Genomic DNA, 25,510 nt, shown 5'->3' with positions numbered 1-25,510 from the left:
CCGAACGCCCCGACAGGGCAGCCATCACTTAGACTCAGAAATCGACCGCAATCTCACTGGGTCAGCAGACGGCCATTACAGGCCCAACTGATCTGGCAGAAGACGATTTTGCAGTCCTCCATCATCGCAGACTGAACCTAACGCCATGATCACGCAAATCCATCATGCGATTACAGCCGTTCAGGGCCGGCGAACTTCACCGAGACCCGAGGCGCAAATCCGGTGTATTTGGCTCAGGGGTCACTGGCTTGAGCCAGTACACGTACCAGGCAGGGGCGTCCAACAAGGGCGGGCGCTCACCGCATCACATAGAATTTAGAAAGTCCTCGCCCACTCCTTACCGGCGACAGCAGCTAGCAGGTAGCAGGCGTTTCGGCATACTGCCCTATCGCGGTCGTTCTCCGAACCGCTGTGACTCTCACTCGTCCCATATGGCGGTCACATCGTGCTGCGCCCCGCTGTTTCTTAACCGTCCGACAAAACTCAGCGCGATCTCGGCGCCGCTCCGTACGGCGGCGGGTACCCGTACCCCGAAGAGGCCACAGGGGCCGGCTGGGCCTCGCGGTCGTAGAACGGCCTGGCGTTGGCGCGCAGCCACATGGCCACGGGGTCGTACGCGTCGGACATCGCGACGGTCGACACGGGCAGGCCGTCGGGGACGGCGGCGATCGACTGCTGCATCATCGTGCGCACCCCGTCGACCGAGGCCGGCGAGGTGTCGTACACATCGAGGCCGATCGCCAGGTACGGGGCGCCGAGCGCCGGCTGCACCCAGGTGCGGCGCAGCGAGCGGACCGCGGGGGTGCGGTGGGCGTTCTGCGTGAGCAGGGCGTAGAACTGCGGGATCTCGATGGACGGTTCGGTGAGCCGCAGCGGGCCCGCGGGCAGCAGGTCGAGGCCCGACGCGATACGCCGCAGGTCGAGCCAGGGGATGCCGACGCCGCCGCCGGGGGCGTGCGGGTTGAGCCAGAGGCCGTAATGGTCGGGGTAGAGGGTGCGGGAGATGTCGATTCCGCTGACCACTTCGTACGAGCGGTTCCAGCCACTGGCGGAGAGCTCCTGGGCTGAGGTCACGCACGGCGCGTACCCGAGGCCCTCGACCTCCATGTTTCCGTACTGCGCGTCGGGGGATCCGGCCTGGCCGTGCCAGAGCAGCATCCACAGCTGGTCGGCGGCGAGCGCCCGCAGGAGCGCCTCGTAGGCGTCATAGCGCCCCGGCGTCACCTGGCGCAGCATGTGCTCGACCTGCCCGGCCGCAGCCGTGCCCGACGCACTCACCCTTAACCGCCCCTTCGCGATAACCGATGACCCGCTGACCCGGTGGACCCGGTGGACCCGGTGGACCCGGGTCATGAAACCAGCTTAAGCGGCGATCCTGACACCGACTTGACGTACGGCACCCTCACACGCGTACCTGCACATGTCCTTACACATGTCCGTGCTCGTGCCCCGGGCCCTGGCCGAGGCCCGGGCTCCGGCCGAAGAAGGGCCTCACCCGCTCGCGCATCCAGTCGCCGACCGGATCCTGGGCGACGTCGAGCAGCACCAGGTTCACCGGCCAGGCCACCGGGGCCTGGCCGAGGGCACGGCCCACGGCCTCCATCGGCAGGTCGCGCGCGTTGCCCTCCCAGGAGGTCAGTTCGACGCCGACGAACAGCGCGGGCGCCTGACCCTCGACGCTCGCCAAGCAGCGGCGGGCGCTCAGGACGACCCCGGTGGCCTCGAACTCGCGGGCGGCGGCGGACAGGAAGTCCACCGGGTCCTCCTGCCAGTCCGGTTCGAAGAGGCGTACGCGGCCGCCGCTCGCGGGCCCGTCCAGCGGGGTGCGTCCGGCCCGGCAGAGCTCGGCGACGGCCGGCGGCGGCAGCGGGACGCCGACGGTGCCGTCCGGGTTGACCGCGATGCCCAGCTGCGGGGGAAGGCCGCGCGCGAACTCCACGGCGGGCGCCACGGTGCAGCCCATCCGGCCGCCGGTGGCCTGCTGGAACTGCTGCTCGGAGCTGAAGACGGGGACGTAGGCCTGGCCGTCGATCTCCAGTGTGGGGAGGTCGAGCGTCCCGCTGTCCGGGGCGCCGCCGTTCGGCAGCGGGACCCAGACGTGGCTGCGGCCGAGCACCTCGACGATGCGGGCTCCCGCGGAGGCCTGGGGCGCCCCGGGTGTGCCGAGGGATGCCGCGAGCACCTCTTCGAGTTCGTTGCCCGGCCATCCGCCATAGGGATGTGCGTGCGCCTGCGCCGGAATGTCCATCTGTCGTCCAACCCCTGCTCTGTCCCGCTCTGCCTGCGGCACGACCCTAACGTGACGAGTGGCTCAGCCACGTGACGAGTGGCTCAGCCTCCGAAGCCGATCCCCCGCAGCACGCCGGCCGACGCCCGGTCGAGCAGCACCGCCGAGCCGCAGCCGCGCGGCAGATCGCCCCGCTCGGCGGCGCCGACGAGCCGGCCGACCGTCCTGCGGTGACGCGCGAAGGCGTACCGCGATACGCCGCGGCCGCGCGCGAGCTGGCCCTCGACGGCGGTCTCCGGCGGCACGTCGAGCAGCAGCAGGTGCAGGGTCGTGCCCCGCCGCGCCGCTTCCCTGGCCAGCCAGCGGCGCACCCAGGCCTGGGTGCCGCAGTCGTGCACGACGACTCCCCCGCCGGAGCGCAGGGCCCGGCGCAGGCCCGCGTAGTGCGCGACGCGGACCAGCGGGCGGTAGACCGCGTACGGAAGGAGGCGCGGCATGCGCCCCGCCCAGCGGTCCCGGGTGTCCTGCGAATCGATGCGCGGGCCCGCGACGGCTCTGCGCATCAGCGTGGACTTGCCGCTGCCCGGCAGCCCGGAGACGACGATCAGATCGCCCTCGCCGAAGGTCAGCCTGTGCGGGCTGTGCCCGGTCCGCTGCCTCAGGTCCCGCACGACGGCCGTGGGCAGGGGGCCACAGCCCTCCCTGGTGGGGGCGGCTGCCTGCTTGGGCAGGGCCACCCCTGTGTTGGTCGCGTAGACACTGGTCCTGCGCACCGTGATCGGCCTCCCCATAGCGGTCACGTACCTGCTTCCCGCAGCTTCCCCGGCAAGTGTAAAGAGAAGGTAATGCGGCACAAGGGCATTACGGGACTGGCACTGCCCTGTGACGGAGCCCCGTGCAATGATGTGCCCGCAAACTCCATACAGGCCGTTTGAATCCGCGCGGGAGAGTTCCCGGTCACCGTCGTACGAGTCGTACGACGCACCGGGGCGCCGAAGGAGCAAGTCCCTCCCTTGAATCTCTCAGGCCCCGTACCGCGCGGGCGAGGCACATCTGAAAAGCGGGCCGCCCCGGCGGTCCCACCCAAGGTGCAAGTCATGACCCCTCCTACGTACGGGTCGTGGTGAACCTCTCAGGTTCCGATGACAGATGGGGAGGATCTACCTCGCCCGTCATGCCCTGGGAGTTCTACGTATGAGTACCGCCCCCCGTCAGACAGCCCTCGATGCGGTGCATCGGGCGCTCGGCGCGACCATGACCGACTTCGCGGGCTGGGACATGCCGCTGCGGTACGGCAGCGAGCGCGAAGAGCACATCGCCGTACGCACCAAGGCCGGTCTCTTCGACCTCTCCCACATGGGCGAGATCACGGTCACCGGACCCGAGGCCGTGGACTTCCTGAACTTCTCGCTGGTCGGCAACATCGGCTCCGTCGGTGTCGGCCGCGCCCGCTACACGATGATCGTCGACGAGGACGGCGGCATCCTCGACGACCTGATCGTCTACCGCCTCGGCGAGACCGAGTACATGGTCGTCGCCAACGCCTCCAACGCCCAGAACGTGCTGAACGAGCTGAGCAACCGCGTCGAGGAGTTCGACGCCGAGGTCCGCGACGACCGCGACGCGTACGCGCTGCTCGCCGTCCAGGGCCCCGAGTCCCCCGGCATCCTGAAGTCCCTCACGGACGCCGACCTCGACGGCCTGAAGTACTACGCGGGCCTGCCCGGCACGGTCGCGGGCGTGCCCGCCCTGATCGCCCGCACGGGCTACACCGGCGAGGACGGCTTCGAGCTCTTCGTCTCCCCCGCTGACGCCGAGAAGCTGTGGGGCGCGCTCATGGAGGCGGGTACGCCCGTCGGCATGGTCCCGGCCGGGCTCTCCTGCCGCGACACGCTCCGTCTGGAGGCGGGCATGCCGCTGTACGGGCACGAGCTGACCGCCGAGCTGACGCCGTTCGACGCGGGCCTGGGCCGGGTCGTGAAGTTCGAGAAGACCTCGGAGTCGGAGAACTTCGTGGGCCGTGCCGCCCTCGCGGCCGCCGCCGAGCGCGCCGAGACCGCTCCGCCGCGCAGGCTCGTCGGTCTGATCACTTCAGGCCGCCGCGTCCCGCGCGCGGGCTTCTCCGTGGTCGCCGACGGCAAGGTCATCGGCGAGGTCACCTCGGGCGCCCCGTCCCCGACGCTCGGCAAGCCGATCGCCATCGCGTACGTCGACGCGGCGCACGCGGCCCCCGGCACCGAGGGCGTGGGAGTGGACATCCGCGGCACGCACGAGCCCTACGAGGTCGTGGCTCTGCCGTTCTACAAGCGCCAGAAGTGACACTTCCGTCCGGGAAGTGACCCCACGCACATCTTTCTCGTTCCGCAGCACCCATCCGCGTACAGGAGAATTCAGGTCATGAGCAACCCCCAGCAGCTGCGCTACAGCAAGGAGCACGAGTGGCTTTCGGCCACCGAGGACGGTGTGGCGACGGTCGGCATCACCGAGTTCGCGGCCAACGCGCTCGGTGACGTCGTCTACGCCGGCCTTCCCGACGTCGGCGCCACCGTGACCGCGGGCGAGACCTGCGGTGAGCTCGAGTCGACGAAGTCGGTCAGCGACCTGTACTCGCCGGTGACCGGTGAGGTCACCGAGGCGAACCAGGACGTCGTGGAAGACCCGTCGCTGGTGAACTCCGCCCCCTTCACGGGCGGCTGGCTGTTCAAGGTACGGATCACGGCGGAGCCGGACGACCTGCTCTCCGCGGCCGAATACACCGAGCTCGCAGGCAACTAAAGACCCTTAGGGACCACCTGATGTCGCTTCTCAACACCCCTCTCCACGAGCTGGACCCGGACGTCGCCGCCGCCGTCGACGCCGAGCTCCACCGCCAGCAGTCCACCCTGGAAATGATCGCCTCGGAGAACTTCGCTCCGGTCGCCGTCATGGAGGCCCAGGGCACGGTCCTCACCAACAAGTACGCCGAGGGCTACCCCGGCCGTCGCTACTACGGCGGCTGTGAGCACGTCGACGTCACCGAGCAGATCGCGATCGACCGGGTCAAGGACCTGTTCGGCGCCGAGTACGCCAACGTCCAGCCGCACTCCGGCGCCTCCGCCAACCAGGCCGCCCTCTTCGCGATCGCCAAGCCCGGCGACACGATCCTCGGCCTGGACCTGGCGCACGGCGGCCACCTCACCCACGGCATGCGCCTGAACTTCTCCGGCAAGCAGTTCAACGTGGTCGCGTACCACGTCGACGAGGCCGGCCTGGTCGACATGGCCGAGGTCGAGCGCCTGGCCAAGGAGAACCGCCCGAAGGTGATCATCGCGGGCTGGTCCGCCTACCCGCGTCAGCTGGACTTCGCCGAGTTCCGCCGGATCGCCGACGAGGTCGGCGCGTACCTGTGGGTCGACATGGCGCACTTCGCCGGGCTCGTCGCCGCCGGTCTGCACCCCAACCCGGTGCCGTTCGCGGACGTGGTGACCTCCACCACGCACAAGACGCTCGGCGGCCCGCGCGGCGGCATCATCCTGGCCCGCAGCAAGGAGTTCGCGAAGAAGCTGAACTCCGCGGTCTTCCCCGGCTTCCAGGGCGGCCCGCTCGAGCACGTGATCGCCGCCAAGGCCGTCTCCTTCAAGGTCGCGGCCTCGGAGGAGTTCAAGGAGCGACAGCAGCGCACCCTGGACGGCGCCCGCATCCTGGCCGAGCGCCTGGTGCAGGACGACGTCACGGAGCACGGCGTCTCCGTCCTGTCCGGCGGCACGGACGTGCACCTGGTCCTGGTGGACCTGCGCAACTCCGACCTGGACGGCCAGCAGGCCGAGGACCGCCTCCACGAGGTCGGCATCACGGTCAACCGCAACGCGATCCCGAACGACCCGCGCCCCCCGATGGTCACATCGGGCCTGCGGATCGGTACGCCGGCGCTCGCCACCCGCGGCTTCCAGACGGAGGACTTCCGCGAGGTCGCCGACATCATCGCCGAGACCCTGAAGCCGGGCTTCGACGCCGAGGCCCTGAAGGGCCGCGTGACGGCTCTGGCCGACAAGCACCCGCTGTACCCCGGCCTGAAGTAGTTTCGTACCCTTTGCGTACGCTTTTGTTCGTACGTACGAAACGTCGGGGCACCCCGCACACTGGACAGTGAGGACAGTGTGCGCGGTGCCCCGCACCGCGTGACCGTACTCGTACTTCCTGTACCGCCTTGTTCTTCTGCGTCACCCCGGCAGACAACGGCGTCTACCAACCACCCTTGGAGTTCCCGTGGCCCTCTCGGTCTTCGACCTGTTCTCGATCGGCATCGGCCCGTCAAGCTCCCACACGGTGGGCCCGATGCGCGCGGCCCGCATCTTCGCGAGCCGCCTGAAGAACGAGGGCCTGATGGCCCACACCACCTCCATACGCTCCGAGCTGTTCGGCTCGCTCGGCGCGACCGGCCACGGGCACGGCACCCCCAAGGCGGTGCTCCTCGGCCTGGAGGGCGAGTCCCCCCGCTCGGTGGACGTGGAGACCGCCGACGACCGGGTCGAGCAGATCAAGGGCACCGGCCGCCTCAACCTGCTCGGCATGCACGAGATCGCCTTCGACTTCGACGAGGACCTGGTCCTGCACCGCCGCAAGGCCCTGCCGTACCACGCCAACGGCATGACGATCTTCGCGTACGACCGTGAGGGCGCCCTCCTCCTGGAGAAGACGTACTACTCGGTGGGCGGCGGCTTCGTCGTCGACGAGACTGTGCTTAATCAAGAGGGGGTGGCCGGCGAGAACCCGATCGTGCTGGACGACACGGTGCTGAAGCACCCCTTCCGCACGGGTGACGAGCTGCTGCGGCTCGCGAAGGAGACGGGCCTTTCCATCTCCGCGCTGATGCTGGAGAACGAGAAGGCCTGGCGCACCGAGGAGGAGATCCGCGCGGGGCTGCTCGACATCTGGGGCGTCATGCAGTCGTGCGTGTCCCGCGGCATGTCCCGCGAGGGCATCCTGCCGGGCGGCCTGAAGGTCCGCCGCCGCGCCGCCAACTCCGCCCGCAAACTGCGCTCCGAGGGCGACCCGCTGGCCCTCGCCATGGAGTGGATCACCCTCTACGCGATGGCCGTGAACGAGGAGAACGCGGCGGGCGGCCGGGTCGTGACCGCTCCGACGAACGGCGCGGCGGGCATCATCCCGGCGGTCCTCCACTACTACATGAACTTCGTGCCCGGCGCCGACGAGGACGGCGTGGTCCGCTTCCTCCTCGCGGCCGGCGCGATCGGCATGCTCTTCAAGGAGAACGCCTCCATCTCCGGCGCCGAGGTCGGCTGCCAGGGCGAGGTCGGCTCCGCCTGCTCGATGGCGGCGGGCGCGCTCGCCGAGGTCCTGGGCGGCTCCCCCGAACAGGTCGAGAACGCGGCCGAGATCGGCATGGAGCACAACCTCGGCCTGACCTGCGACCCCGTCGGCGGCCTCGTCCAGATCCCCTGCATCGAGCGCAACGGCATGGCGGCGGTGAAGGCCGTGACCGCCGCGAAGATGGCGATGCGCGGCGACGGCAGCCACAAGGTGTCCCTCGACAAGGTCATCAAGACCATGAAGGAGACCGGGGCCGACATGAGCGTCAAGTACAAGGAGACGGCGCGGGGCGGGCTCGCGGTGAACATCATCGAGTGCTGAGGCTGCTCCCCGGGGCGCCCAGGGAGCCCGGAGAGTGTCTTCAGTAGTCGATGGTGTGCTGCGTGATGATGTCCCGCGCGGCTCCCCTGGTGGTCAGGGGCGGGTTCGCCTCGGGGCGGTCGACCGTGAAGTACTCGCGGAAGTCGTCGCTGGGCTCGGCCGCCATGAGGCGCAGGGTCCGCTTCCAGTTGCCGCCGTCCGGGCCGTCCTTCGCCCACAGGTCGAGCAGCGAGCTGCCGACACGGCCCTGCACCTCGTCACCGGGGTCCCAGTCCGGGGTGGTGGCGTCGTTCTCCAGGCTGGTCTCGCCGCCGGTCTCGTCGACGTAGCGGTAGTCGCCCAGGACGTACGCGGCTGTCGCGTCGGCGAATCCCTCGGTCCAGGCGCAGGTGGTGGAGCTGCGCTTCTCGATGAAGTGTGGGTCGCAGTTCGTCGCCTCGGGGAGGTCGCGTCCGTAGAGCTGCCACTGGAACCAGTGGGCCGCCTCGTGGAGCGTGAAGTGCTCGGAGTCGGTCATGTCGCCTGCCGCGATGACGTAGTCGGTGCCGTCGAGGTCGAAGTAGCCCGCGCCTTCGTCGGTTTCGCGCCGACTCCAGACGAAGGTCAACTGGTCGCATGCACCGGTGACTTGATGCCGGGTCCAGCAGGCGGACGTGGGGTTGTCGCGCTTCCAGTAGAGGAGGTTGAGGGTGTCCGTGATGTGCCAGGCGTTGCTCATGGCGGCGGGGACCTTCACCGTGCCGAGGTTCTGATCGGCGGAAACGTCGTGTCGTGACGGCGAGTTGAAGGCGTACTCCTTCTGCGAGGTGCGGTCCTTGACGACCCGCCAGAGGTCGGTGCTGCCGGAGCGGAACCTGACGTGGGCCTCGCGCAGGGTGCCGGGCGCCTTGACGCAGGCGCGGAAGTGTCCGCTGCCGCTGTCGGTGATGCCGGTGGCGAGTTTGCGCGCGGGGGCAGCCGAGTGGCCCGAAGTCCTGCCCCACAGTTCCCAGTTGGCGTTGCGGGCCGGGCGGGTGACCAGGGGCCTGGCCGGGCCTGCTTCGGCGTCGCGGTGGTCGTACGCGAGGGTTCCGCTGAGGCAGGTCCGGGCGCGGGGATGTTGCTCGTTGGTGCATGCGGCCAGGGGGATCAGGAGGGCGGCGAGGCAGGCTGCCGCGAGGCTGTGGAGTCTGCGGTGGCGCGTCAGCACGTCGTGTCCTTCCGGACCGGCTCGAGGTCGATGAGGTAGTCGTCGACCGCGCGCGTGACGCAGGCGTTGCTGCGGCCGTACGCGGTGTGGCCCACGCCCTCGTACGTCAGGAGCATGCCGCCGGGGAACTGTTCCGCGAGGCTCTCGGCCTCCTCGTACGGCGTCGCGGGGTCACCGGTGGTGCCGACCACCAGGACCGGCGGGACGCCCTCGGCACGGACCCGGTGCGGGGTCTGGGTGCCTGCGGGCCAGTCTCTGCAGGTGAGTTCGTCGATCACGCTCGATGTGCCGTACACGCCTGCGGCCTTGTCCGCGGGGGCGAGGGCGTTCCAGTAGGGGGCCGCCTTGCGCGGGTGGGGGGTGTCCAGGCAGCTGACGGCGAGGATGGCGGAGTCGCTGTTGTCGACGGCTCGGGGCGTGGAGCGGGGCGTGGAGCGGGGCTTGGACTCCGGCTCCGGTCCTTGGTCTCCCTCCGCGAGGTCCGCCAGCGGTGTGCCGTCGCCGTCGGCCGCCGCGCTCAGCGCCTCCGACAGGTCCTTCCAGTCGGCCTCGGGGGTGTACATCGCGGTCGTGACGACGTCGAGGAGGGTCCTCGCGTCGACGTCGTACGCATCGCCGTCGGCCGGCAGGGGTGCGCGCGCCGCCTCCTCGTACAGGCCGTCGACCAGCTCGGATATCTCCTGCGGGGTCGCGCCGGGGCAGCTGTCGCCCGCGATGTCGGCGCAGTACTCGGCGTAGTCGTCCACGGCCCTGCTAAAGCCCGTGCCCTGGGATATCGCCCGCTGCCGCCAGTTCAGGGACGGGTCGACGGCGCCGTCCAGGGCCAGGGCGCGGACGCGGCGCGGGAACTGTTCGGCGTACGAGGTGCCGAGGCTCGTCCCGTACGACCACCCGAGGTAGGTCAGCTTCCGGTCGCCGAGGGCCGCCCGCAGCACGTCCATGTCGCGGGCGGCGTCCTCGGTGCCTACGTGGCGCAGGATGCGGCGGCTGCTCTCCTCGCAGGCTGCGGCCTCGGCGTCGGCTCCGGCGAGGGCTCGGGAGCGGTCGGCGGCGGTGTCGGGCGGGATGGGCGCGGGGGCGGCGGTATCAGATCCGGTGTCGGTTTCGGTGTCGGTGTCGGTGTCGGTGTCGGTGTCGGTGTCGGTTTCGGTTTCGGTTTCGGTGTCGGTTTCGGTGTCGGTCTCGGTGTCGTCCAGCTCCTTGCACTTCACGGCGGGTGTGCTGCCGCCGACGCCCCGGGGGTCGAAGGAGACGATGTCGAAGCGGGTGCGCACGGCGGAGCTGAAGACCTCACCGCCGTCGGACTTCAGGTCGCTCACGCCGGAGGCGCCGGGGCCTCCCGGGTTGTAGACGAGCGAGCCGATGCGCTTGTCGGGGTCGGCGGTCGCCGCCTTGGCCACCGGCAGGACGAAGGTCTTGCCGTTGTCGGGACGGTCGTAGTCCATGGGCACGGTGAGCCGCGCGCACTGGAGGTCGCCGCAGTCCTTCCACTTCAGCTGCTGCCCGTAGAACCGCCTGAGCTCGGGCGTCGAACCCCGAGCTGCGGTACAGCCGCCGAGGGAGGCGGCGGCCAGGGTTACGGCAAGGGTGAGGGCGAGGCGGTTCAACGGGGTGCTCCCAAGATCGGTTGCACCTAGCGTGCCGGGCGGATGCTGAGGATTTGATGAGGCGGCGTGGGTCAGGCCAAGGGCAGACGGAGGACGAACCTCGCCCCGCCGCCCTCAGCGGGACCCGCGGTCAAGTCACCCCCATGCGCATGCGCAACCCACGCCGCGATGGACAGCCCCAGGCCCGTGGAACCGCCCCCGCTGCGAAAGCGGTCGAACAGGGTCCCGGCCTCCGCCAGGCCCGGCGGCAACCCCGGCCCCGCGTCCTCCACCACCACGCTGCCGTCCGCCGACACGGTCACGACCACCTCGGCAGGCTCCCCCGGCGCATGACCATGGGCCAACGCGTTGCCGAGCAGATTGCCGACGGCCCGGCGTACGAGATCGGGATCGGCCACCACCACCGTCTCCTCGGCACGCAGCGTCACCCGATGCCCCTCGGCAGGGGCGTCCGCGACCACCCCCTCCACCAACTGGTCGAGCCGCAGCGGCTCCCGCACCAGCGTCTCCGTACCCGACATCAGCCGCGCCCGCGTCAGCAGCCCGTCGACGAGCCCGCCCATCCCGTCCGCGAGCCGCAGCGACCGCCGCAGCACATCCGTACTGTCCGTCTCGCCCCGCAGCGCGGTCTCGGCGAGCGTGCGCAGCGAGGCGGCCGGTGTCCTCAGGTCGTGCGCCGCGTCGGCGAGGAACGCCTCCTGCTGGCGCAGGGCGGCGAGCGCGGGCCGGATCGCCCGCCCGGACAGCAGATGGCCGACCGCCGCCGACAGGCACACGAGGACCGCGCAGGCCCCGGCCACCAGCCAGGTCAGGCGGCGGTGGTCGGCCCGCTGGTCGGCGGTCCCGGCCATCGTGACGATGACGCCCTGTGGCGCTTCGCCCTCCACTGCTTCAGGAGCGTAGAAGGGATCGGCGTACAACCGGACGGGCCGCCCGTCCGTGGTGTGCCGGTCGACGGCCGTCGAGTGCTCGCCGCGCACCGCTGCCGCCCCGGCCGCCTGCAGGTCGGAGGAGCTGACGGTCAGACAAGGGCGGCGCGGGGCGTGATCCACCGTCAGCGGGGCGTCCCCCTCACCCGGCGGCACCGAGAGCACCGTCAGCGGAGGGCATCCCGTACCCATGGTGTCGGCGAGCTCGCGCGTGTCGAGGCGGCCGTCCTCGTCCGTGATCAGGAGGCCGATCGCCCAGCTGGTGTCCTGCCCCATCGACTGGTCGAGCTGCTGGCGCCACCGCCGGTCGTCGCTGTGCACGGCGAAGACGGCCATGCCGATCAGCCCGACCGCGCTGGTCAGCGCGAACAGCGCGGTGATGTGGCGGCGCAGGCGGCGTACGCGAGCGGTGGGCGTGAGGGTGCGGGTGCGGGTGCGGGTGCGGGTGCGGGCCGCGGAACGGGGCCTCATGGGCCTTCGGGGGCCAAGCGGTAGCCGACTCCGCGCACGGTGCGGATCAGCGGCGGATCGCCGAGCTTGCGGCGCAGTTGGGAGATCAGCACCTCGAGGACGTTGGACTGCGGCTCGGTCATCTCGTCCCAGCAGCTCTCGATGAGTTCGGCGCGGGGCACGGCCTGGTCCGCACGCGCCGCGAGGACTTCCAGGACCGCGAACTCCCTGCTGGTGAGCGTGAGCAGCAGTCCCGCGCGGCGCACCTGGCGCCGCGCGGTGTCGATCTCCACGTCGGCGACCCGGTGGACGGGCGGGCGTACGGCACCCGACCTGCGGCACAGGCTGCGCACCCGCGCCACGAGTTCCGGTACGGCGAACGGCTTGACCAGGTAGTCGTCGCCGCCGCTCGCGAAGCCCTCGACCCGGTCGGCGACCGTGTCGCGGGCGGTGAGGAAGAGGACCGGGACGTCCCGGCCGGTGCGGCGCAGCTTCGCCACGTAGGCGGCGGCGTCTCCGCCGGGGAGCATCCGGTCGAAGACCGCGCAGTCGTAGGAGGTGACGAAGAGCGCCTCGTCGGCCTGCGGCAGATCCGCGGTCGCGTCGACGGCGAGCCCGGCGGCACGCAGTGCGGCGGCCACCGCGAACCGCAGATTGTCGTCGTCCTCGACCAGCAGCACTCGCACGCGGCCCACCCTATCCAGGACGCAGGGAGGCCACCGTGGTGGCTTCGCTGGCCACGGGCGTACTCCTTGTGATCGCCTCCCTCGGCGGCGGATACCCTGAGCCCACTCAGTAGTGCACCAAGAAGGGGTGGATCCGGTGGCGGACATCGAGGAAGCGCGCAAGACGTTCGAGCGGTTCGACGCGGACGGCGACGGCTTCATCACGGCGGCCGAGTGGAAGTCGGCCATGGCGCAGATGGGGGACTTCTACGTCACCGAGACGGTGGCCGAGGCCGTGATCGGCTCGAAGGACACCAACGCGGACAAGCGCCTCTCCTTCGACGAGTTCTGGGCGAGCCTGAACAAGTAGTCGACGGGGACGGTTGGTTCGGGCCCGTGCGTGACGTCGGCTCCCAAGACCTGATGGTGGTCTCGGGAGCCGACGTCGTCGTACGGGCGGACGCGCACCGATCGCGCACCCGGTTCCTGGAATGGACCAAGGACGCGAATGCGGGATTCGGGTCCGCCCGGCTCATTCACGACCTGAACGATCCCGGCCACTTCGCTACGAATTGGCCCGGGCGGTCTGAGAAGGCGATCCGAGAACGAGTTCAGAGCCGGCCTCGCCTTGCGCTGGGGCTCGACCGCGTACACATCCTCGGCCATTCATGGGGCAGCCGGCTGGCCCTGGAATACGTGCTTGGCCGGCCCGCCGGACCGGCGGGCCTCGTCCTGGCCGGCCCCATCGCCGGCGCCCCCGCGTACGAAGCCGAGGCACGCCGGCTGAAGGATTCCCTTCCCCCAGAGGTGCGGGAGGTCATCGACCTCGCACATCTGCCTTCCGCCGAGGAACCGGAACGCTTCCGTCAGGTCGTCGAGTCCTTCCTCGAAAAGGTGGAAGGCCAGGACGGCGACGAAGCCCGCCGCTGACGTGCCCTCACGCTCCACCGCCCGTCCCTGCGCTCAAGCCGCACAGGGTGGTCGAAGCACTTGCTGATCTGGTCGCTGGTCAGTACGTCGTCGACGGCGCCTGAGGCGAGCGCCCGCCCGTCCCTCAGCAGCAGGGCGTGCGTCGTACCGGCCGGGAGCTCCTCGAGGTGGTGCGTGACCAGGACCGTGGCGAGTTCGGGGTGGCTCTCGCGCAGGGTGTCCAGGCTGTCGAGGAGGCGTTCGCGGCCCGCGAGATCGAGCCCGGTGGCGGGTTCGTCGAGCAGGACCAGGCGCGGCTTCGGCATCAGGGAGCGCGCGATCAGCGTCCGGCCGCGCTCGCCCTGGGAGAGCGTGGGCCAGCGCGCGTCCTTGCGATGCGCGAGGCCCAGCAGGGCGATGAGGCGGCCGGCCCGCTCCTCCTGCTCGGGCGTGGGGCGCCAACGGGGCAGCGGCTCAACGCTGTTGGTGAGCCCGGTCAGGACGACGTCGCGGACCCGCAGGGGCGAGCGGAGCGGATGACGCGGGTTCACATGTCCGACGTACGCCCGCAGTTCGCGCAGGTCGACGCTGCCGAGGCGGCGGCCGAGCACCTCGACCGTGCCGTGGGTGGGATGGGTGACGGCGCCGCAGAGGCTGAGCAGGGTCGACTTGCCCGCGCCGTTGGCGCCGAGCAGCGCCCAGTGCTCGCCGGGGCGGACGGTGAGGGTGACCTCTTCGAGGATGGGGCGCCCGTCGCGGACGACGGTGACGCCGTCCGCGTGCAGCACCGGTGTCATCGGGCGGCCCCCGCCCGGTTCACGGCCGAGAGCACTGCCTGCACGGACGCGGTCAGGACGGAGGTGTCCAGGCCGGCGCCCCAGCAGGTGACGCCGCCGACCCGGCACTCCGCGTACGCGACGGCTTCGTTGTACGCGACGGCCTCGCCGCTGGTCACGCCCGCGGACGCCTCGACGGCGTGCTCGGAGAAGTCGAGGATGTCGACGGTGATCCCGGCGGCGGCGAGCGCCTCGACGAACGCGGACAGCGGTCCGTTGCCCACACCCTCGAAGTCCCCTGCCTTGTCCCCCACTTGGAGCGTGCAGACGAAACGGTGCGCGCCGTCCGGGGCGCGGTCGGTGGTCCACGCGTCGAGCCGCACGTCACCGTCCCGGCCCGGCGCGAGATACGCCGCCTCGAACAGCTCGTACAACTCCTTGGCGGTCGCCTCACGCCCGCTGTCGTCGGTCGCGTCCTGCACGACGCGCGAGAAGTCGGGCCGCATGCGCTGCGGCAGGTCGAGCCCGTGCCGGGTCTTCAGGAGATACGCCATTCCCCCCTTGCCCGACTGGGAGTTGACCCGGATGACCGCTTCGTAGGTGCGGCCGATGTCCGCCGGATCGATGGGCAGATACGGCACCTCCCAGGGCGCCTCGCTCTCCGGCACGCCCAACTCGGCGGCCCTGCGGGCGTGATGGGCGAAGCCCTTGCTGATGGCGTCCTGGTGGGTGCCGGAGAACGCGGTGTGGACAAGGTCGCCGACGTAGGGGTGGCGGGGATGCACGGGCAGCCGGTTGCAGTGCTCCACGACCTCGCGCACGGCGTCGATGTCGGAGAGGTCGACCATCGGGTCGACGCCTTGGGCGTGCAGGTTGAGGGCGAGGGTCACCAGGTCCACGTTCCCGGTGCGTTCACCGTTGCCGAAGAGGCAGCCCTCGACGCGCTGGGCGCCCGCCAGGACGGCGAGTTCGGCGCAGGCGACGCCGGTGCCGCGGTCGTTGTGGGGGTGGACGGAGAGGATGACGGATGCGCGCCGGGCGAGGTTGCGGTGCAGGTACTCGATCTGATCGGCGTACACGTTCGGGGTCGCGATCTCGACGGTCGCCGGGAGGTTGTGCGTGACGGGCCGGTCGGGGCTCGCGTCCCACAACTCGCTGATCCCGTCGCAGAGTTCGAGTACGTAGTCGGGCTCGGTCAGATTGAAGGTCTCCGGCGAGAACTGGAACCGGATGTCCGCGCCGGGCCGCGCGTCGGCGAGGCGCGCCATCTGGGCGGCGGCTTCGGCGGCGACGTCGTACACCTGCGCGCGCGACCGCCCGAGCACCACGTCGCGCCAGACGGGCGAGGTGGGGATGTAGAGATGCACGACGGCGCGGGGCAGCCCCTCGATCGACGCGAAGGTGCGGTCGATCAGCTCGGGCTTGGCGGGCGTGAAGACGACGATGCTGACGTCGTCGGGGATCTGCCCGCGCGCACTGAGCGCGGCCAGATCGCGTACGAAGTCGAAGTCCGCGCGGCTGGCCGACGGATAGCCGACCTCGATCTCCTTGAAGCCCATCGAGACGAGCAGATCGAAGAAGCGCCGCTTGCGCTCCGGATCCATCGGCTCGGCGAGCGCCTGATTCCCGTCGCGCAGATCGACGGGGACCCAGAGGGGCGCGCGCTCGATGCGGGTGCCGGGCCAACTCCGTTCCTGGGAGGGGACGGTGACGCGCTCCTGGTAGGGGCGATAGCGGTGGGAGGGCATGACACTCGGGCGCTGGGGATTCCACGGGTACGCGGAGGAGTTCACGGTGGCCTCTCGGCTCGGTCGGACGACCGACCGGCAGCACGGCACCCCGCGGCGGGGTGCCGGTCGCTTCAGGCCCCGCCGCGGCAGCCGAGAAGAAGGAGACCGCAGAAGATCACGCGGCTACACTAGCCACACCTCAGGTCCTCAGACAAGTGCTCCTCAGACAAGCAGTCGTCAGACAAGCAGTCGTCAGACAGACACGTGTCTGAGGGGCACTCGTCAGACAAGTACCCCTCAGACAAGTACCCCTCAGACAACAAGACCGCACCCCTCCCTCCCCAAGGTGCCCCTCAATGCCCCTGAACTCCCTGCACCCCAGCCCCCTCGTCGAGCAGGCCGCCGCACGCCTCCGCGAACAGATCACCGGCGGCCACTGGCCCGTCGGCAGCAAACTCCCCGGCGAGACGACCCTCGCCAAAGAGCTCGGCATCGGTCGCTCCACCGTCCGCGAGGCCCTGCGCGCGCTGGCCGGCGCCGGGCTCGTGCAGCCCCGGCAGGGCTCCGGCGTCTTCGTCATCGCGACGGAAGCGGTCGTGGACTGGCCGACGCGGCTGCTGCGGGCGGCGGTCACGGACGTGTACGAGGTGCGGATGTTGGTGGAGGTGCAGGCGGCGCGGCTCGCGGCGCTGCGTCGCACCGACGAGGACATCACCGCGATGCGGGCCGCGCTCGAAGGCCGCAGGGCGATGTCCGGCGCGGGCGACGCCGCGTTCATCGACGCCGACATCGCGCTGCACGCGGCGGTCGTGGCGGCGGCGCGCAATCCCGTACTCACCGATCTGTTCGCGGAGTTCATGCCCGCGCTGCGACAGGGCCTGATCAGCCTCCTCGAACTCATCGACGTACGCGCCGAGGAGGCGAACCACGGAGATGCCGCGCACGCCGCCCTCGTGCACGCCGTCGAGGCGAGGGACCCGGAGGAGGCGGCGCGGGTTGCGCAGGCCGAACTCCAGGAGACACTGGGGAAATTGCAGAACCTCGGATAGCCCGACGGGCCCACGCCCTATTCCCTCAATTCCCTTCAGCCGGAAATGCTGAAGGGAATTGAGGGAAAGTCAAACCCTCCTACATCTTGCTGTAGAAGGTCCACATCTGATTCGGCGCACCTTGCGCGGATTCCCTGATCGTCACCGCTTGGTCAACGCCGTTCGCCGTGATGAGCAGGGCGGGGAACTTCTTGCTCTCGATGGTGGTCTGCTCTTCCCCGAGGTCCACGACCCAACGCTGCGAGAGCTTGTCGGGGCTGCGGGGCTTCAGGGTCACCGACCCGTCGCGCGTGGTGGCTTCGAGACACTGACCCTTGAAGTGGGTGCTCTCGATCGTGTAAATGCCCGTTCCCGCCGGGGTCTCACCCACGAGTTCGAGCTGCCAGATCTGATAGGTCTGTGCCGGATCCCGCGTCCACACCGTCTTGCCGTCGTACGCGTCGAGGTTGGTGTCGTCGCTGAACACCTGAATGGAAGCCGAGAGGCTCTTCACAGATGCCATCGAATTCCCCTTTCCATTCGACTGATCTCGCGGACAGAGTCGTCGACGGGTGGTCTCGTCCGTCGACCGCCCTCACATTTCCATCGGTCATGGATTCCTGGCAAGTTCCGTAATCGGCCACCGTAGGCGACGTCCGAAGAGACCCGGGAAAAGGGTCATTCGTCCATGAATTCAGGACGTTTCCCGAAGGCCCTCACACGCCGCCCTCAAGACCACCCGCACCACAACTCCCCCAGGAATTCCCGCTCGGTTCACCGAACGCGCGACGACTGTTGCCCATGGGATCCCGGACCCCGCCGCCGAGCCCGCGGTCGCCCCCACCGGTGCCACCGTCCCTGGCCTGGCACACACCCCCCGCCGCGCGACCGATCAGCGGTCCTCGGACAACCTGCCCTCCCCCGCTTCCCTCCCGGCACGCTCCGCGCCGCCCGTGCCATCGACCCCGTACAACCGCGCCGACGCGTCCACATGCGCGAGCCGCCGCATGGCGTTGAACACCACCTCCCCGAGGACCGTGCCGATCACCACGCTCTCCACCAGGTCCTCGACCGCGACCCGGCGGTCCACGTAGCCGAGGTCGGCGCGGGCGACCAGTTCGGCGGCGTCGGCGTACTCGTCGAGCAGTTCCGTGAACGCGCCGTGGCCGACCCTGCCCATGGCGGCCAGGGCGCGTGACAGGTCGGCGGCCGCGGGGTTCGACTCATGGGCCTGCCAGCCGCGCCGCGCGATCAGTTGCTCGACGGCGGCCTGCGCGGCCTCCGCCTCGGCGTCGTCCTCGGCGGCGCCCGCCGCGCCGAGCCGGTCCGCCGCCGCGCCGAGCACCTTGTGCAGCGGGCGGGCGGGATCGTCGACCGCGCCGAGCACCTCCGCGATGGCGGCCACCTTCAGACCACCCACCTCGAGCAGCGCGCGGATCAGCCGCAGCCTGCGCTCGTGCGCCTCGCCGTAGTGCGCCTGGTTGGGGCTGGTCAACTCGCCCTGCGGCAGCAGCCCTTCACGGACGTAGTACTTGATCGTCGGCACCGGCACACCGGTCCTGCGGCTCAACTCGCCAATACGCACGGCCTGCCCACCCTCTTCGCCACTCTTCGCAACGCGTCGCCACTGATCGCCCTTGCCATCCTCGCCACCCATCATAGATAGTGGCGCTATCGGATAGCAGACAGCGCCGCTATCCATATTTCGCTTACCACCCTCCCAGCAAGGGGATACCTATGTCTTCATGGCGTTCATGGCACCGGCCACTCATGCTGTTCGCCGCGTCGATGGCCTTACTCGCCGTCGTCTCCGCGGTGGGACTCGTCGTCGACGACCGCGTCCTGGTGGGCTCGCCCATCTGGGCCAAGCCGTTCAAGTTCTCGGTGTCGCTCATCGCCTACGGGCTCTCGCTCGCCTGGATGCTGTCGCTGCTCGACCGGGGCCGCAGGGCCGGCTGGTGGGCGGGCACGGTGGTCGCCCTGACCCTCCTCGTCGAGATGGTGATCATCACCGGGCAGGTGGTGCGCGGGAAGCGCAGCCACTTCAACCACCAGACCCCGCTCGATGACGCCCTGTTCGACACGATGGCCGTCACCATCGTCATCATGTGGCTCGCCACTCTGGTCATCGCCGTCCTGCTGCTGCGCGCCCGCATCGCCGACCGCGCCTCCGCCTGGGCGATGCGGTGCGGGATCACCCTCGCGCTCGCCGGCGCCGCCATCGGGTTCCGGATGAGCCGGCCGGCGCCCGGACAGGTGCAGGGCAGCTCCTCGATCGTCGGCGCCCACAGCGTCGGCGTGCCCGACGGCGGTCCCTCGATGCCGCTGACCGGCTGGTCCACCACCGGCGGCGATCTGCGGATCCCGCACTTCTTCGGCATGCACGCACTGCAGTTGCTGCCGCTGCTGCTCATGGGGCTCGTCGCGCTCGCCCCGCGGTTCACCCGCCTCGCGGACGACCGGGTCCGGCTGCGGCTCGTCCTCGTCGCCGCGGGCGCGTACGCCGCCGTCTTCGCCCTGGTCACCTGGCAGGCACTGCGCGGCCAGCCACTGATCCACCCGGACGGCGCGACGCTGACGGCAGCGGGACTGATCCTCGCCGCCTCGGCCGCGGGCGCGTACGGGGCACTGCGTCCCACAACCGCCCCCAAGGACACCGCAGTTGATGACCCGAACGACATGAACGACGCGAAGGAGCTCGTGTCATGACCGGCTTCCTCTTCGACCTCTCCTTCTATCTGGCCGCCCCGGTCTGGCTGCTCATGATCTTCGCGCCGGGCCGGCGGACGACCGACCGCGTCGCCGCCTCGCCCCTCACCGTCGTACCGATCCTCGCCGTCTACGCCGCGATGGCACTGCCCGTCTTCCCCGAACTCTGGGCCGCCGTCAGCAGCCCGGACCTCGACGGATTCCGCGAACTGCTCGTCCTCGCCGACGGGGCCGGCGCCATCTGGGCGCAGGTCATCGCCTGGGACCTGCTGATCGGCCAGTGGATGTACCGCGAGGCGCGGCGCATCGGCATCCACCCCCTGGTGATGGGACCGCTCCTGGTCCTGACGATCCTGCTCTCACCGTTCGGACTGCTGCTCTTCCTGCTGCTGCGGGCGGCGCGCGGCAACCGCGCTATCCGGCGGCCCGCAGCCTCCGGTACTGCCCCGGCGCCACCCCGAACTCCCGCTTGAACGCCCGGGAGAAGGCGAACTCCGAGGTGTAGCCCGCCCGTTCGGCGATCTGACGCAGCGGCAGGTCCTCCTCACGCAGCAGCCTTCCCGCCGTCGCCATCCGCCACCACGTCAGATACGCGAGCGGGCTCGCCCCCACGGTCGTCGCGAACCGGCGGGCGAACGCCGCACGGGAGAGCCCCGCCCGCGCCCCGAGCTCCTCCACCGTCCAGGGCCGCGCGGGGTCGTCATGGATCGCGTACAGCGCGGCCGTCACCGACGGATCCCGCAGCGCGGCGGACCAGCCCGCGGCGTGACCGGCGGTCTGCTCGCGCAGCCACCATGCCCGCAGGATGTACAGCAGCAGCGTGTCGAGCAGCGCCGGGAGCACCGCGTCCGATCCCGGCTGCGCGTCGGCCAGTTCGGCGCCGAGCAGGTCGACGGCGGCCCGCAGCGAGGCGTACTCCCCGACCCTGGCCGGCAGATGCACCACCTCGGGCAGCTCGGCGAGCAGCGGATGGGCGCGCGCCCGGTCCAACTGGTAGGCCCCGCAGAGCAGTACGGCGCTCGCCGCCCCGTCGCCCGCGCCCTGCCACGTCCTCGGCCAGGAGCCGTCCGGGGCGAGGGTGAACTCCTCCAGCGGGGCATCGGGCGCGCTCGCCAGGCCGTGCCCGCGCCCGTGCGAGAGGAAGACCACGTCACCGGGCCCGAGCGCCACCGGCTCCGCCCCGTCACCGGCCGGAAGCAGCCAGGCGGAACCCTGGAGCATCACATGGAATCCGGCGCCGTTCGACGGGGCGAACCGGATGCCCCAAGGGGCGTGCCGGTACGTACGGGAGGAGTGCGGCCGCCCCGTCCGCATCGCGGCGATCGCGTCACTGAGTACGTCCATGCCCGTACCGTAGCGCGCGCCGCACCCCGCGAGACGTACGGGTATAAAAGCGAGACCAACAGGCATGGAGCGTCTCGCACGGCCCGCCTAGCGTTGCCGTCATGACAACAACTGACGCGTCAACAACCGCTCGTACCGTGCTCTTCGACGAGATCGGCGGCCCGGAGGTCCTGCGGATCCACGACGTGGAACTCGCCGCCCCCGGCCCCGGCGAAGTCCTCATCCGTGTCGAGGCGTTGGGCCTCAACCGCGCCGAAGCCCTGTTCCGCGCCGGCACTTACTACTACCAGCCGACCCTGCCCGCGTCCCGCAACGGCTACGAGGCCGCAGGCACCGTCGAGGCGGTCGGCGCGGACGTCACCGCGTTCGCCCCCGGCGACACCGTCCTCACCGCCGCCAACTTCGAACTGAGCGCGCACGGTGTGTACGGCGAGCTTGTCCTGCTGCCGCAGAGCGCGGTCGTCCCGCGCCCCGCCGATGTGGACGCGGTGACCGCGGCCGCCGTCTGGGTCACGTACTCCACCGCGCACGGCGCGCTGCTCCAGACCGCCGGGATGCGGCGGGGCCAGCACGTCCTGATCACCGGCGCGTCCAGCGGCGTCGGCACCGCGGCCATCCAGGTCGTACGCCGCGCGGGTGCCGTGCCGATCGCCACCACGCGCACCGACGCCAAGCGCCGCCAGCTGCTCGACCTGGGCGCGGAGCACGTCATCGTCACGGACGACGAGGACGTGACCAAGGAGACCAAGCGCCTCACCGACGGCCGGGGCGCCGACATCGTGCTCGACGCGATCGGCGGCCCGGGCTTCCAGGCGCTGGGCGATGCGGTGGTCCCCAACGGCAACCTCGTCGTCTACGGCTGGCTGGACGGCCGCCCCACGACCCTCCCCATGAACTGGCCGCTCTCCGTCCACGGATACGCGAACCCGAACGTCACCGCGACGGAGGAGGGCCGCCACCGCGCGGCCGCCTACATCAACTCGGGCCTCGCCGACGGCACACTCCGCCCGGTGATCGCCGAGGTCTTCGAGGGCCTGGACCGCATCCAGGACGCGCACCGCCTGATGGAGTCCAACGCGCACACCGGCAAGATCGTGGTGAAGCTCTGAGGAGGCCGGCCCACCCGGCCGGAATACCTCACCCGGTCCGGAGGTTGACTCCGCTACGACACCGGCGAACCAACCTCCGGAAGGGCGAGTCATGAAGATCGGCATCATCGGCGCGGGCAGCATCGGCGGCAATCTCACCCGCCGCCTCACGGCCGTCGGCCACGACGTCTCCGTCGCGAACTCCCGCGGACCGCAGACCCTCACCGCCCTCGCCGAGGAGACCGGCGCGACGCCGGTGACCGTCGAGGAGGCCGCGCGCGACGCCCAGGTCGTCGTCGTGACGGTCCCCCTGAAGGCCGTGCCGAACCTGCCGTCCGGCTTCCTGGACGGCGCGGCCGACAGCGTCGCCGTCATCGACACCGGCAACTACTACCCGCAGCGCGACGGGAAGATCGCCGAGATCGAGGAGGGCCTCACCGAGAGCCGCTGGACCGAGCGGCGGATCGGCCACCCGGTCATCAAGGCCTTCAACGGCACGTACGCCCACGACATCCTCGACAAGCCCAAGCCCAAGGGCACCCCGGGCCGCGTCGCACTCCCGGTGTCCGGCGACGACGAGACCGCCAAGAAGGTCGTACGCGATCTGCTCGACGAGATCGGCTTCGACACCGTCGACACGGGCGGCCAGGACGAGTCGTGGCGCCAGCAGCCGGGCACCCCGGTCTACGGCCTCGCGGCGGACGTGGACGCGGTCACCAAGGCCCTGTCCGAGGCTTCCCCGGAGCGCACGGCGGAGTGGCGCGCCTGAGGCCCGCGGACTAGGGCGTCGCCCAGTCCCGCAGCGCGTCCTCGCTCTCGAAGTCCGCGACGTCCTTGTCCAGCGGCGTCGACGTGTACTGGTGGATCCGCCACTTCGCCTTGATGCGCGGCTTGCCCGCCGTCACGTAGTCGGCGATCCAGAGGCCGTCGCCCGCGTACGAAGTAGTGTCCCGGTTGAGCCAGAAGTCCCGATTTGTATACAACACAACCCTATGCGAGGGACGCAGCCGCTTCACCTCCCGAATGAAGCGGTCCTTCTCCGCGTTCGACGCGGCCGTATGCTCCCCCGTCCACTCCCAGTCCACCGCCAGCAAGTCCCCTGACTTCTCAGGGGCCTTGCTGACGAAGTACTCCGCCTGCGCCGTGATGTTCCCGGGCCACAGGAAGTGGTAGAAGCCGACCACGCAGCCGCCGTCCCGTGCCAGCTTCGTCTGGGCGGTCAGTCTCGGGTTGATGTACGAACGGCCCTCTGTCGCCTTGATGATGACGAAGGAGAGGCCGTCCGTGTCGAACGTGGACTGGTACGAGCTGACGTCGATGCCTCGGATCATGCGCGGCCTCCTGTGGGACAGAGGAACGGGGCGGTGGATCTACCCTCCCCGTTCCCGGTGGCCGCGGACGTCAACCGTTGAATGACTCGGGCTCAGCGGAAGATCCCCGTGTGACCCAGCGAATAGCGGCCCGGCTGCGGGTAGACGGCGAGGCCGTGCGGGCCGCCGCCGACCGGGATGCGGGCGGTCTGGACTCCGGAGCGGGTGTCGATGGCGTACACCTCGTCGTCGTAACGGCCCGACAGCCAGAGCGTGTTGCCGTCCGCCGAGACGCCGCCCATGTCGGGGCTGCCGCCCTGGGGGAGCTTCCACTTCTTGGTGAGCTTGTTCTTGGGGAAGTCGAAGACGGAGACGGTGCCCTCGCCGCGGTTGGAGACGTACATCTCCCGTGAGTCGCGGCTGACGTACAGGCCATGGGTGCCCTTGCCGGTGGGCAGCAGTTTCGGCTTGTCGAACTTGTCGCCGCTCAGGACCCACATGCCGTCGGCCATCATGTCGGCCACGTAGAAGGTCTTGCCGTCGGGTGAGACCTTCACGTCCTGCGGCATCGCGCCGTCGAAGGGCAGTTTCTGCTGGCCCACGACCTTCATCTTCTCCGTGTCGACCTTCAACAGCTCTCCGGAGAACTCGCAGGAGACGATGAAGTAGCGGCCGTCGGCGGAGAAGTCGGCGTGGTTGACGCCGTAGCAGCTGACCGGTTCGGTCTTGACCTTCTTCATGGTGTGCGGGTCACGGAAGACGAGTTCGCGGTCCATGGAGGCCATGACGACGGCGTACTTGCCGTTGGGCGTGAAGTAGAGGTTGTACGGGTCGTGTACGTCGACCGGCTTGCCCGCCTTGCCGGTCTTCGGGTCGATGGGCGTGAGCGTGTGGCCGCGGTTGTTGTTGACCCAGAGGGTCTTCATGTCCCAGGAGGGGACGACGTGTTGGGGCTGGACGCCGACGTCGATGGTGTCGATGACTTGGTACGTCTCGGGGTCGATGACCGAGACGGTGTTGGAGTTGGTGTTGGGGACGTAGACGCGGGAGGGGAAGTCCTTGACCACCGGGGAGAGCTTGTTGGGGCGGTCGGCGGCGTAGACGTCCTGCGGGTCGAGGACGGGGGGCATGCCGGGAAGGCCGGGTGCCACCTTGGGTTTGGTGGGTTTCTGAATGCCCTTGGCGCCGAGGGCTTCGTTCTCGCGGGTGTCGGTTCCGCAGCCGGCGAGTGCGGCGACGACGACGGCACCGGCGGCGATGACCGCCGCGGTGCGGCGGGTGAGGTCGAGGTGGAGGGTCATCAGGTCAGCAGCTCCGTGGTCGTCACCGCGCGCAGGCCGCGGCGGTCGAGGTCTTCCAGGACGGCGGGGAGCGCGGCGACCGTGTCCGCGTACCCGAAGTGCAGGCTCACCACGGAGCCCGCGCGCACCTCTGAGGCGATCTTGCGGGTGACGGCCGGGGCGCCCGGCGAGGTGAAGTCGAGGGAGTCGACGTCGTACGAGAGGACGTGCGGGTAGCCGGCGCGGTGGGCGACGCGGGCGACGAGGGGGGTCGCCCGCTGGGCGCGCGATGGACGGAACCAGGTGCCGATGGAGCCGGTGAGGCGGCGCAGGCGGTCGGCGCAGCCGGTGATCTCGGCGTAGGCGTCGGCCTCGGTCATGTCGTTGACGGTGAGGTGGTGCTGGGTGTGGTTGCCGAGGTCGTGGCCGCCGTCGAGGATGCGGCGGGCGAGCTCGGGGTGTTCGTCGAGCCAGCTGCCGACGGCGAGGACGGTGATCTTGGCGCCTGCCTGCTCGGCGATGGAGAGCAGGGACCGCGCGGTGGCCGGGTCGCCCTGGCCGTGGAAGGTGAGGGCGACCTGGGGGTGGCCGCGGGGGCTGTGCGTGATCTGGTCGGGGAGGCCGGGGAAGCGGCGGGG

The 25,510-nt window shown here is 70.3% G+C and carries 26 protein-coding genes and 1 riboswitch; of the genes, 11 read left to right on the top strand and 15 right to left on the bottom strand.

What is annotated here, in order from left to right:
- Nucleotides 1-483: 483 nt before the first annotated feature.
- From E2651_RS14135 to E2651_RS14125, 3 genes are all read right to left on the bottom strand, one after another.
- A complete protein-coding gene (locus E2651_RS14135) occupies nt 484-1,278 on the bottom strand; it encodes an enhanced serine sensitivity protein SseB C-terminal domain-containing protein (protein ID WP_135331454.1) in 795 nt (264 codons plus the stop codon).
- Between the two features lie 148 nt (nt 1,279-1,426).
- Complete coding sequence (locus tag E2651_RS14130; RefSeq protein ID WP_135331453.1) at nt 1,427-2,248, bottom strand: enhanced serine sensitivity protein SseB; 822 nt, start codon at nt 2,246-2,248, stop codon at nt 1,427-1,429.
- An 83-nt stretch (nt 2,249-2,331) separates the two neighbouring features.
- Nucleotides 2,332-3,018: an AAA family ATPase gene (locus E2651_RS14125; protein ID WP_209446148.1), complete on the bottom strand. Its 687-nt coding sequence runs from the start codon at nt 3,016-3,018 to the stop codon at nt 2,332-2,334.
- Nucleotides 3,019-3,159: 141 nt separating this feature from the next.
- A riboswitch (glycine riboswitch) is annotated at nt 3,160-3,274 on the top strand.
- A gap of 147 nt (nt 3,275-3,421) precedes the next feature.
- On the opposite strand from E2651_RS14125, the gene gcvT reads away from it, so the two are divergent.
- The 4 genes from gcvT to E2651_RS14105 all read left to right on the top strand — a co-directional run bounded on the left by gcvT (nt 3,422) and on the right by E2651_RS14105 (nt 7,858).
- The gene (gene gcvT, locus E2651_RS14120) at nt 3,422-4,546 is read left to right on the top strand and encodes a glycine cleavage system aminomethyltransferase GcvT (RefSeq protein ID WP_135331452.1); all 1,125 of its coding nucleotides are present in this window, start codon (nt 3,422-3,424) and stop codon (nt 4,544-4,546) included.
- Nucleotides 4,547-4,624: 78 nt separating this feature from the next.
- A complete protein-coding gene (gene gcvH, locus E2651_RS14115) occupies nt 4,625-5,002 on the top strand; it encodes a glycine cleavage system protein GcvH (protein WP_135331451.1) in 378 nt (125 codons plus the stop codon).
- 20 nt (nt 5,003-5,022) lie between these two features.
- Nucleotides 5,023-6,285 (top strand): serine hydroxymethyltransferase, encoded by a 1,263-nt coding sequence (glyA, locus tag E2651_RS14110; RefSeq protein ID WP_135331450.1) that lies wholly within the window; start codon nt 5,023-5,025, stop codon nt 6,283-6,285.
- 187 nt (nt 6,286-6,472) lie between these two features.
- Nucleotides 6,473-7,858 carry an L-serine ammonia-lyase gene (locus tag E2651_RS14105; RefSeq protein WP_135331449.1) on the top strand — a complete coding sequence of 462 codons (1,386 nt, stop codon included), beginning with the start codon at nt 6,473-6,475 and terminating at the stop codon, nt 7,856-7,858.
- A gap of 40 nt (nt 7,859-7,898) precedes the next feature.
- Here E2651_RS14105 and E2651_RS14100 read toward each other — a convergent pair whose 3' ends face one another.
- The 4 genes from E2651_RS14100 to E2651_RS14085 all read right to left on the bottom strand — a co-directional run bounded on the left by E2651_RS14100 (nt 7,899) and on the right by E2651_RS14085 (nt 12,713).
- A complete protein-coding gene (locus tag E2651_RS14100; protein ID WP_245238805.1) occupies nt 7,899-9,047 on the bottom strand; it encodes a metalloprotease in 1,149 nt (382 codons plus the stop codon).
- Nucleotides 9,041-10,654, bottom strand: a complete 1,614-nt coding sequence (locus tag E2651_RS14095) for an alpha/beta hydrolase (protein ID WP_135331448.1) — start codon at nt 10,652-10,654, stop codon at nt 9,041-9,043. Before E2651_RS14095 ends, E2651_RS14100 begins: the two co-directional genes overlap by 7 nt.
- Before the next feature lie 71 nt (nt 10,655-10,725).
- Nucleotides 10,726-12,054, bottom strand: a complete 1,329-nt coding sequence (locus E2651_RS14090) for a HAMP domain-containing sensor histidine kinase (RefSeq protein ID WP_135331447.1) — start codon at nt 12,052-12,054, stop codon at nt 10,726-10,728.
- Nucleotides 12,051-12,713 (bottom strand): response regulator transcription factor, encoded by a 663-nt coding sequence (locus E2651_RS14085; protein WP_135331464.1) that lies wholly within the window; start codon nt 12,711-12,713, stop codon nt 12,051-12,053. The genes E2651_RS14090 and E2651_RS14085 overlap by 4 nt, the downstream gene beginning before the upstream one ends.
- 142 nt (nt 12,714-12,855) lie before the next feature.
- On the opposite strand from E2651_RS14085, the gene E2651_RS14080 reads away from it, so the two are divergent.
- Complete coding sequence (locus E2651_RS14080; RefSeq protein ID WP_135331446.1) at nt 12,856-13,068, top strand: EF-hand domain-containing protein; 213 nt, start codon at nt 12,856-12,858, stop codon at nt 13,066-13,068.
- Between the two features lie 26 nt (nt 13,069-13,094).
- Entirely contained in the window at nt 13,095-13,628 is a 534-nt protein-coding gene (locus tag E2651_RS14075) for an alpha/beta fold hydrolase (RefSeq protein ID WP_135331445.1), read from the top strand.
- Here the strand turns inward: E2651_RS14075 and E2651_RS14070 are convergent.
- Nucleotides 13,565-14,404 carry an ATP-binding cassette domain-containing protein gene (locus E2651_RS14070; protein ID WP_135331444.1) on the bottom strand — a complete coding sequence of 280 codons (840 nt, stop codon included), beginning with the start codon at nt 14,402-14,404 and terminating at the stop codon, nt 13,565-13,567. The two genes, E2651_RS14075 and E2651_RS14070, sit on opposite strands and share 64 nt — an antisense overlap.
- A complete protein-coding gene (leuA, locus tag E2651_RS14065) occupies nt 14,401-16,131 on the bottom strand; it encodes a 2-isopropylmalate synthase (RefSeq protein WP_135331463.1) in 1,731 nt (576 codons plus the stop codon). The genes E2651_RS14070 and leuA overlap by 4 nt, the downstream gene beginning before the upstream one ends.
- A gap of 338 nt (nt 16,132-16,469) precedes the next feature.
- On the opposite strand from leuA, the gene E2651_RS14060 reads away from it, so the two are divergent.
- Nucleotides 16,470-17,162, top strand: coding sequence for an FCD domain-containing protein (locus E2651_RS14060; RefSeq protein WP_135331443.1), 693 nt, complete (start codon nt 16,470-16,472; stop codon nt 17,160-17,162).
- A gap of 79 nt (nt 17,163-17,241) precedes the next feature.
- On the opposite strand, the gene E2651_RS14055 is transcribed toward E2651_RS14060, so the two are convergent.
- Both E2651_RS14055 and E2651_RS14050 read right to left on the bottom strand, forming a co-directional pair.
- Nucleotides 17,242-17,664 carry a hypothetical protein gene (locus tag E2651_RS14055; protein WP_135331442.1) on the bottom strand — a complete coding sequence of 141 codons (423 nt, stop codon included), beginning with the start codon at nt 17,662-17,664 and terminating at the stop codon, nt 17,242-17,244.
- Nucleotides 17,665-18,033: 369 nt separating this feature from the next.
- Entirely contained in the window at nt 18,034-18,726 is a 693-nt protein-coding gene (locus E2651_RS14050; protein ID WP_135331441.1) for a MerR family transcriptional regulator, read from the bottom strand.
- Nucleotides 18,727-18,878: 152 nt separating this feature from the next.
- Between E2651_RS14050 and E2651_RS14045 the strand changes: the two genes are divergently transcribed.
- Together E2651_RS14045 and E2651_RS14040 are read left to right on the top strand one after the other, a co-directional pair.
- Nucleotides 18,879-19,850 carry a hypothetical protein gene (locus tag E2651_RS14045; protein WP_135331440.1) on the top strand — a complete coding sequence of 324 codons (972 nt, stop codon included), beginning with the start codon at nt 18,879-18,881 and terminating at the stop codon, nt 19,848-19,850.
- On the top strand, nt 19,847-20,323 hold the full coding sequence (locus tag E2651_RS14040; protein WP_135331439.1) for an ABA4-like family protein: 477 nt from the start codon (nt 19,847-19,849) through the stop codon (nt 20,321-20,323). Before E2651_RS14045 ends, E2651_RS14040 begins: the two co-directional genes overlap by 4 nt.
- Here the strand turns inward: E2651_RS14040 and E2651_RS14035 are convergent.
- Nucleotides 20,265-21,194, bottom strand: coding sequence for an AraC family transcriptional regulator (locus E2651_RS14035; protein WP_135331438.1), 930 nt, complete (start codon nt 21,192-21,194; stop codon nt 20,265-20,267). The genes E2651_RS14040 and E2651_RS14035 overlap by 59 nt on opposite strands.
- A 101-nt stretch (nt 21,195-21,295) precedes the next feature.
- On the opposite strand from E2651_RS14035, the gene E2651_RS14030 reads away from it, so the two are divergent.
- Nucleotides 21,296-22,303 carry a zinc-dependent alcohol dehydrogenase family protein gene (locus tag E2651_RS14030; protein ID WP_135331437.1) on the top strand — a complete coding sequence of 336 codons (1,008 nt, stop codon included), beginning with the start codon at nt 21,296-21,298 and terminating at the stop codon, nt 22,301-22,303.
- A 91-nt stretch (nt 22,304-22,394) separates the two neighbouring features.
- Entirely contained in the window at nt 22,395-23,051 is a 657-nt protein-coding gene (locus E2651_RS14025) for an NAD(P)-binding domain-containing protein (protein ID WP_135331436.1), read from the top strand.
- Nucleotides 23,052-23,061: 10 nt separating this feature from the next.
- Here E2651_RS14025 and E2651_RS14020 read toward each other — a convergent pair whose 3' ends face one another.
- The 3 genes from E2651_RS14020 to E2651_RS14010 all read right to left on the bottom strand — a co-directional run.
- Nucleotides 23,062-23,613 carry a glycoside hydrolase family 25 protein gene (locus E2651_RS14020; protein ID WP_135331435.1) on the bottom strand — a complete coding sequence of 184 codons (552 nt, stop codon included), beginning with the start codon at nt 23,611-23,613 and terminating at the stop codon, nt 23,062-23,064.
- A 92-nt stretch (nt 23,614-23,705) separates the two neighbouring features.
- Complete coding sequence (locus E2651_RS14015; RefSeq protein ID WP_135331434.1) at nt 23,706-24,893, bottom strand: YncE family protein; 1,188 nt, start codon at nt 24,891-24,893, stop codon at nt 23,706-23,708.
- A partial coding sequence (locus tag E2651_RS14010) for a polysaccharide deacetylase family protein (protein ID WP_135331433.1) occupies nt 24,893-25,510 on the bottom strand: 618 nt, incomplete at its 5' end. The genes E2651_RS14015 and E2651_RS14010, both read right to left, overlap by 1 nt.

This window comes from Streptomyces sp. MZ04, from assembly GCF_004684775.1.
Classification (GTDB): Bacteria; Actinomycetota; Actinomycetes; order Streptomycetales; family Streptomycetaceae; genus Streptomyces.
Note: the sequence above shows the minus strand (reverse complement) of the source record. Positions and strands in the feature narration are given on the sequence as shown.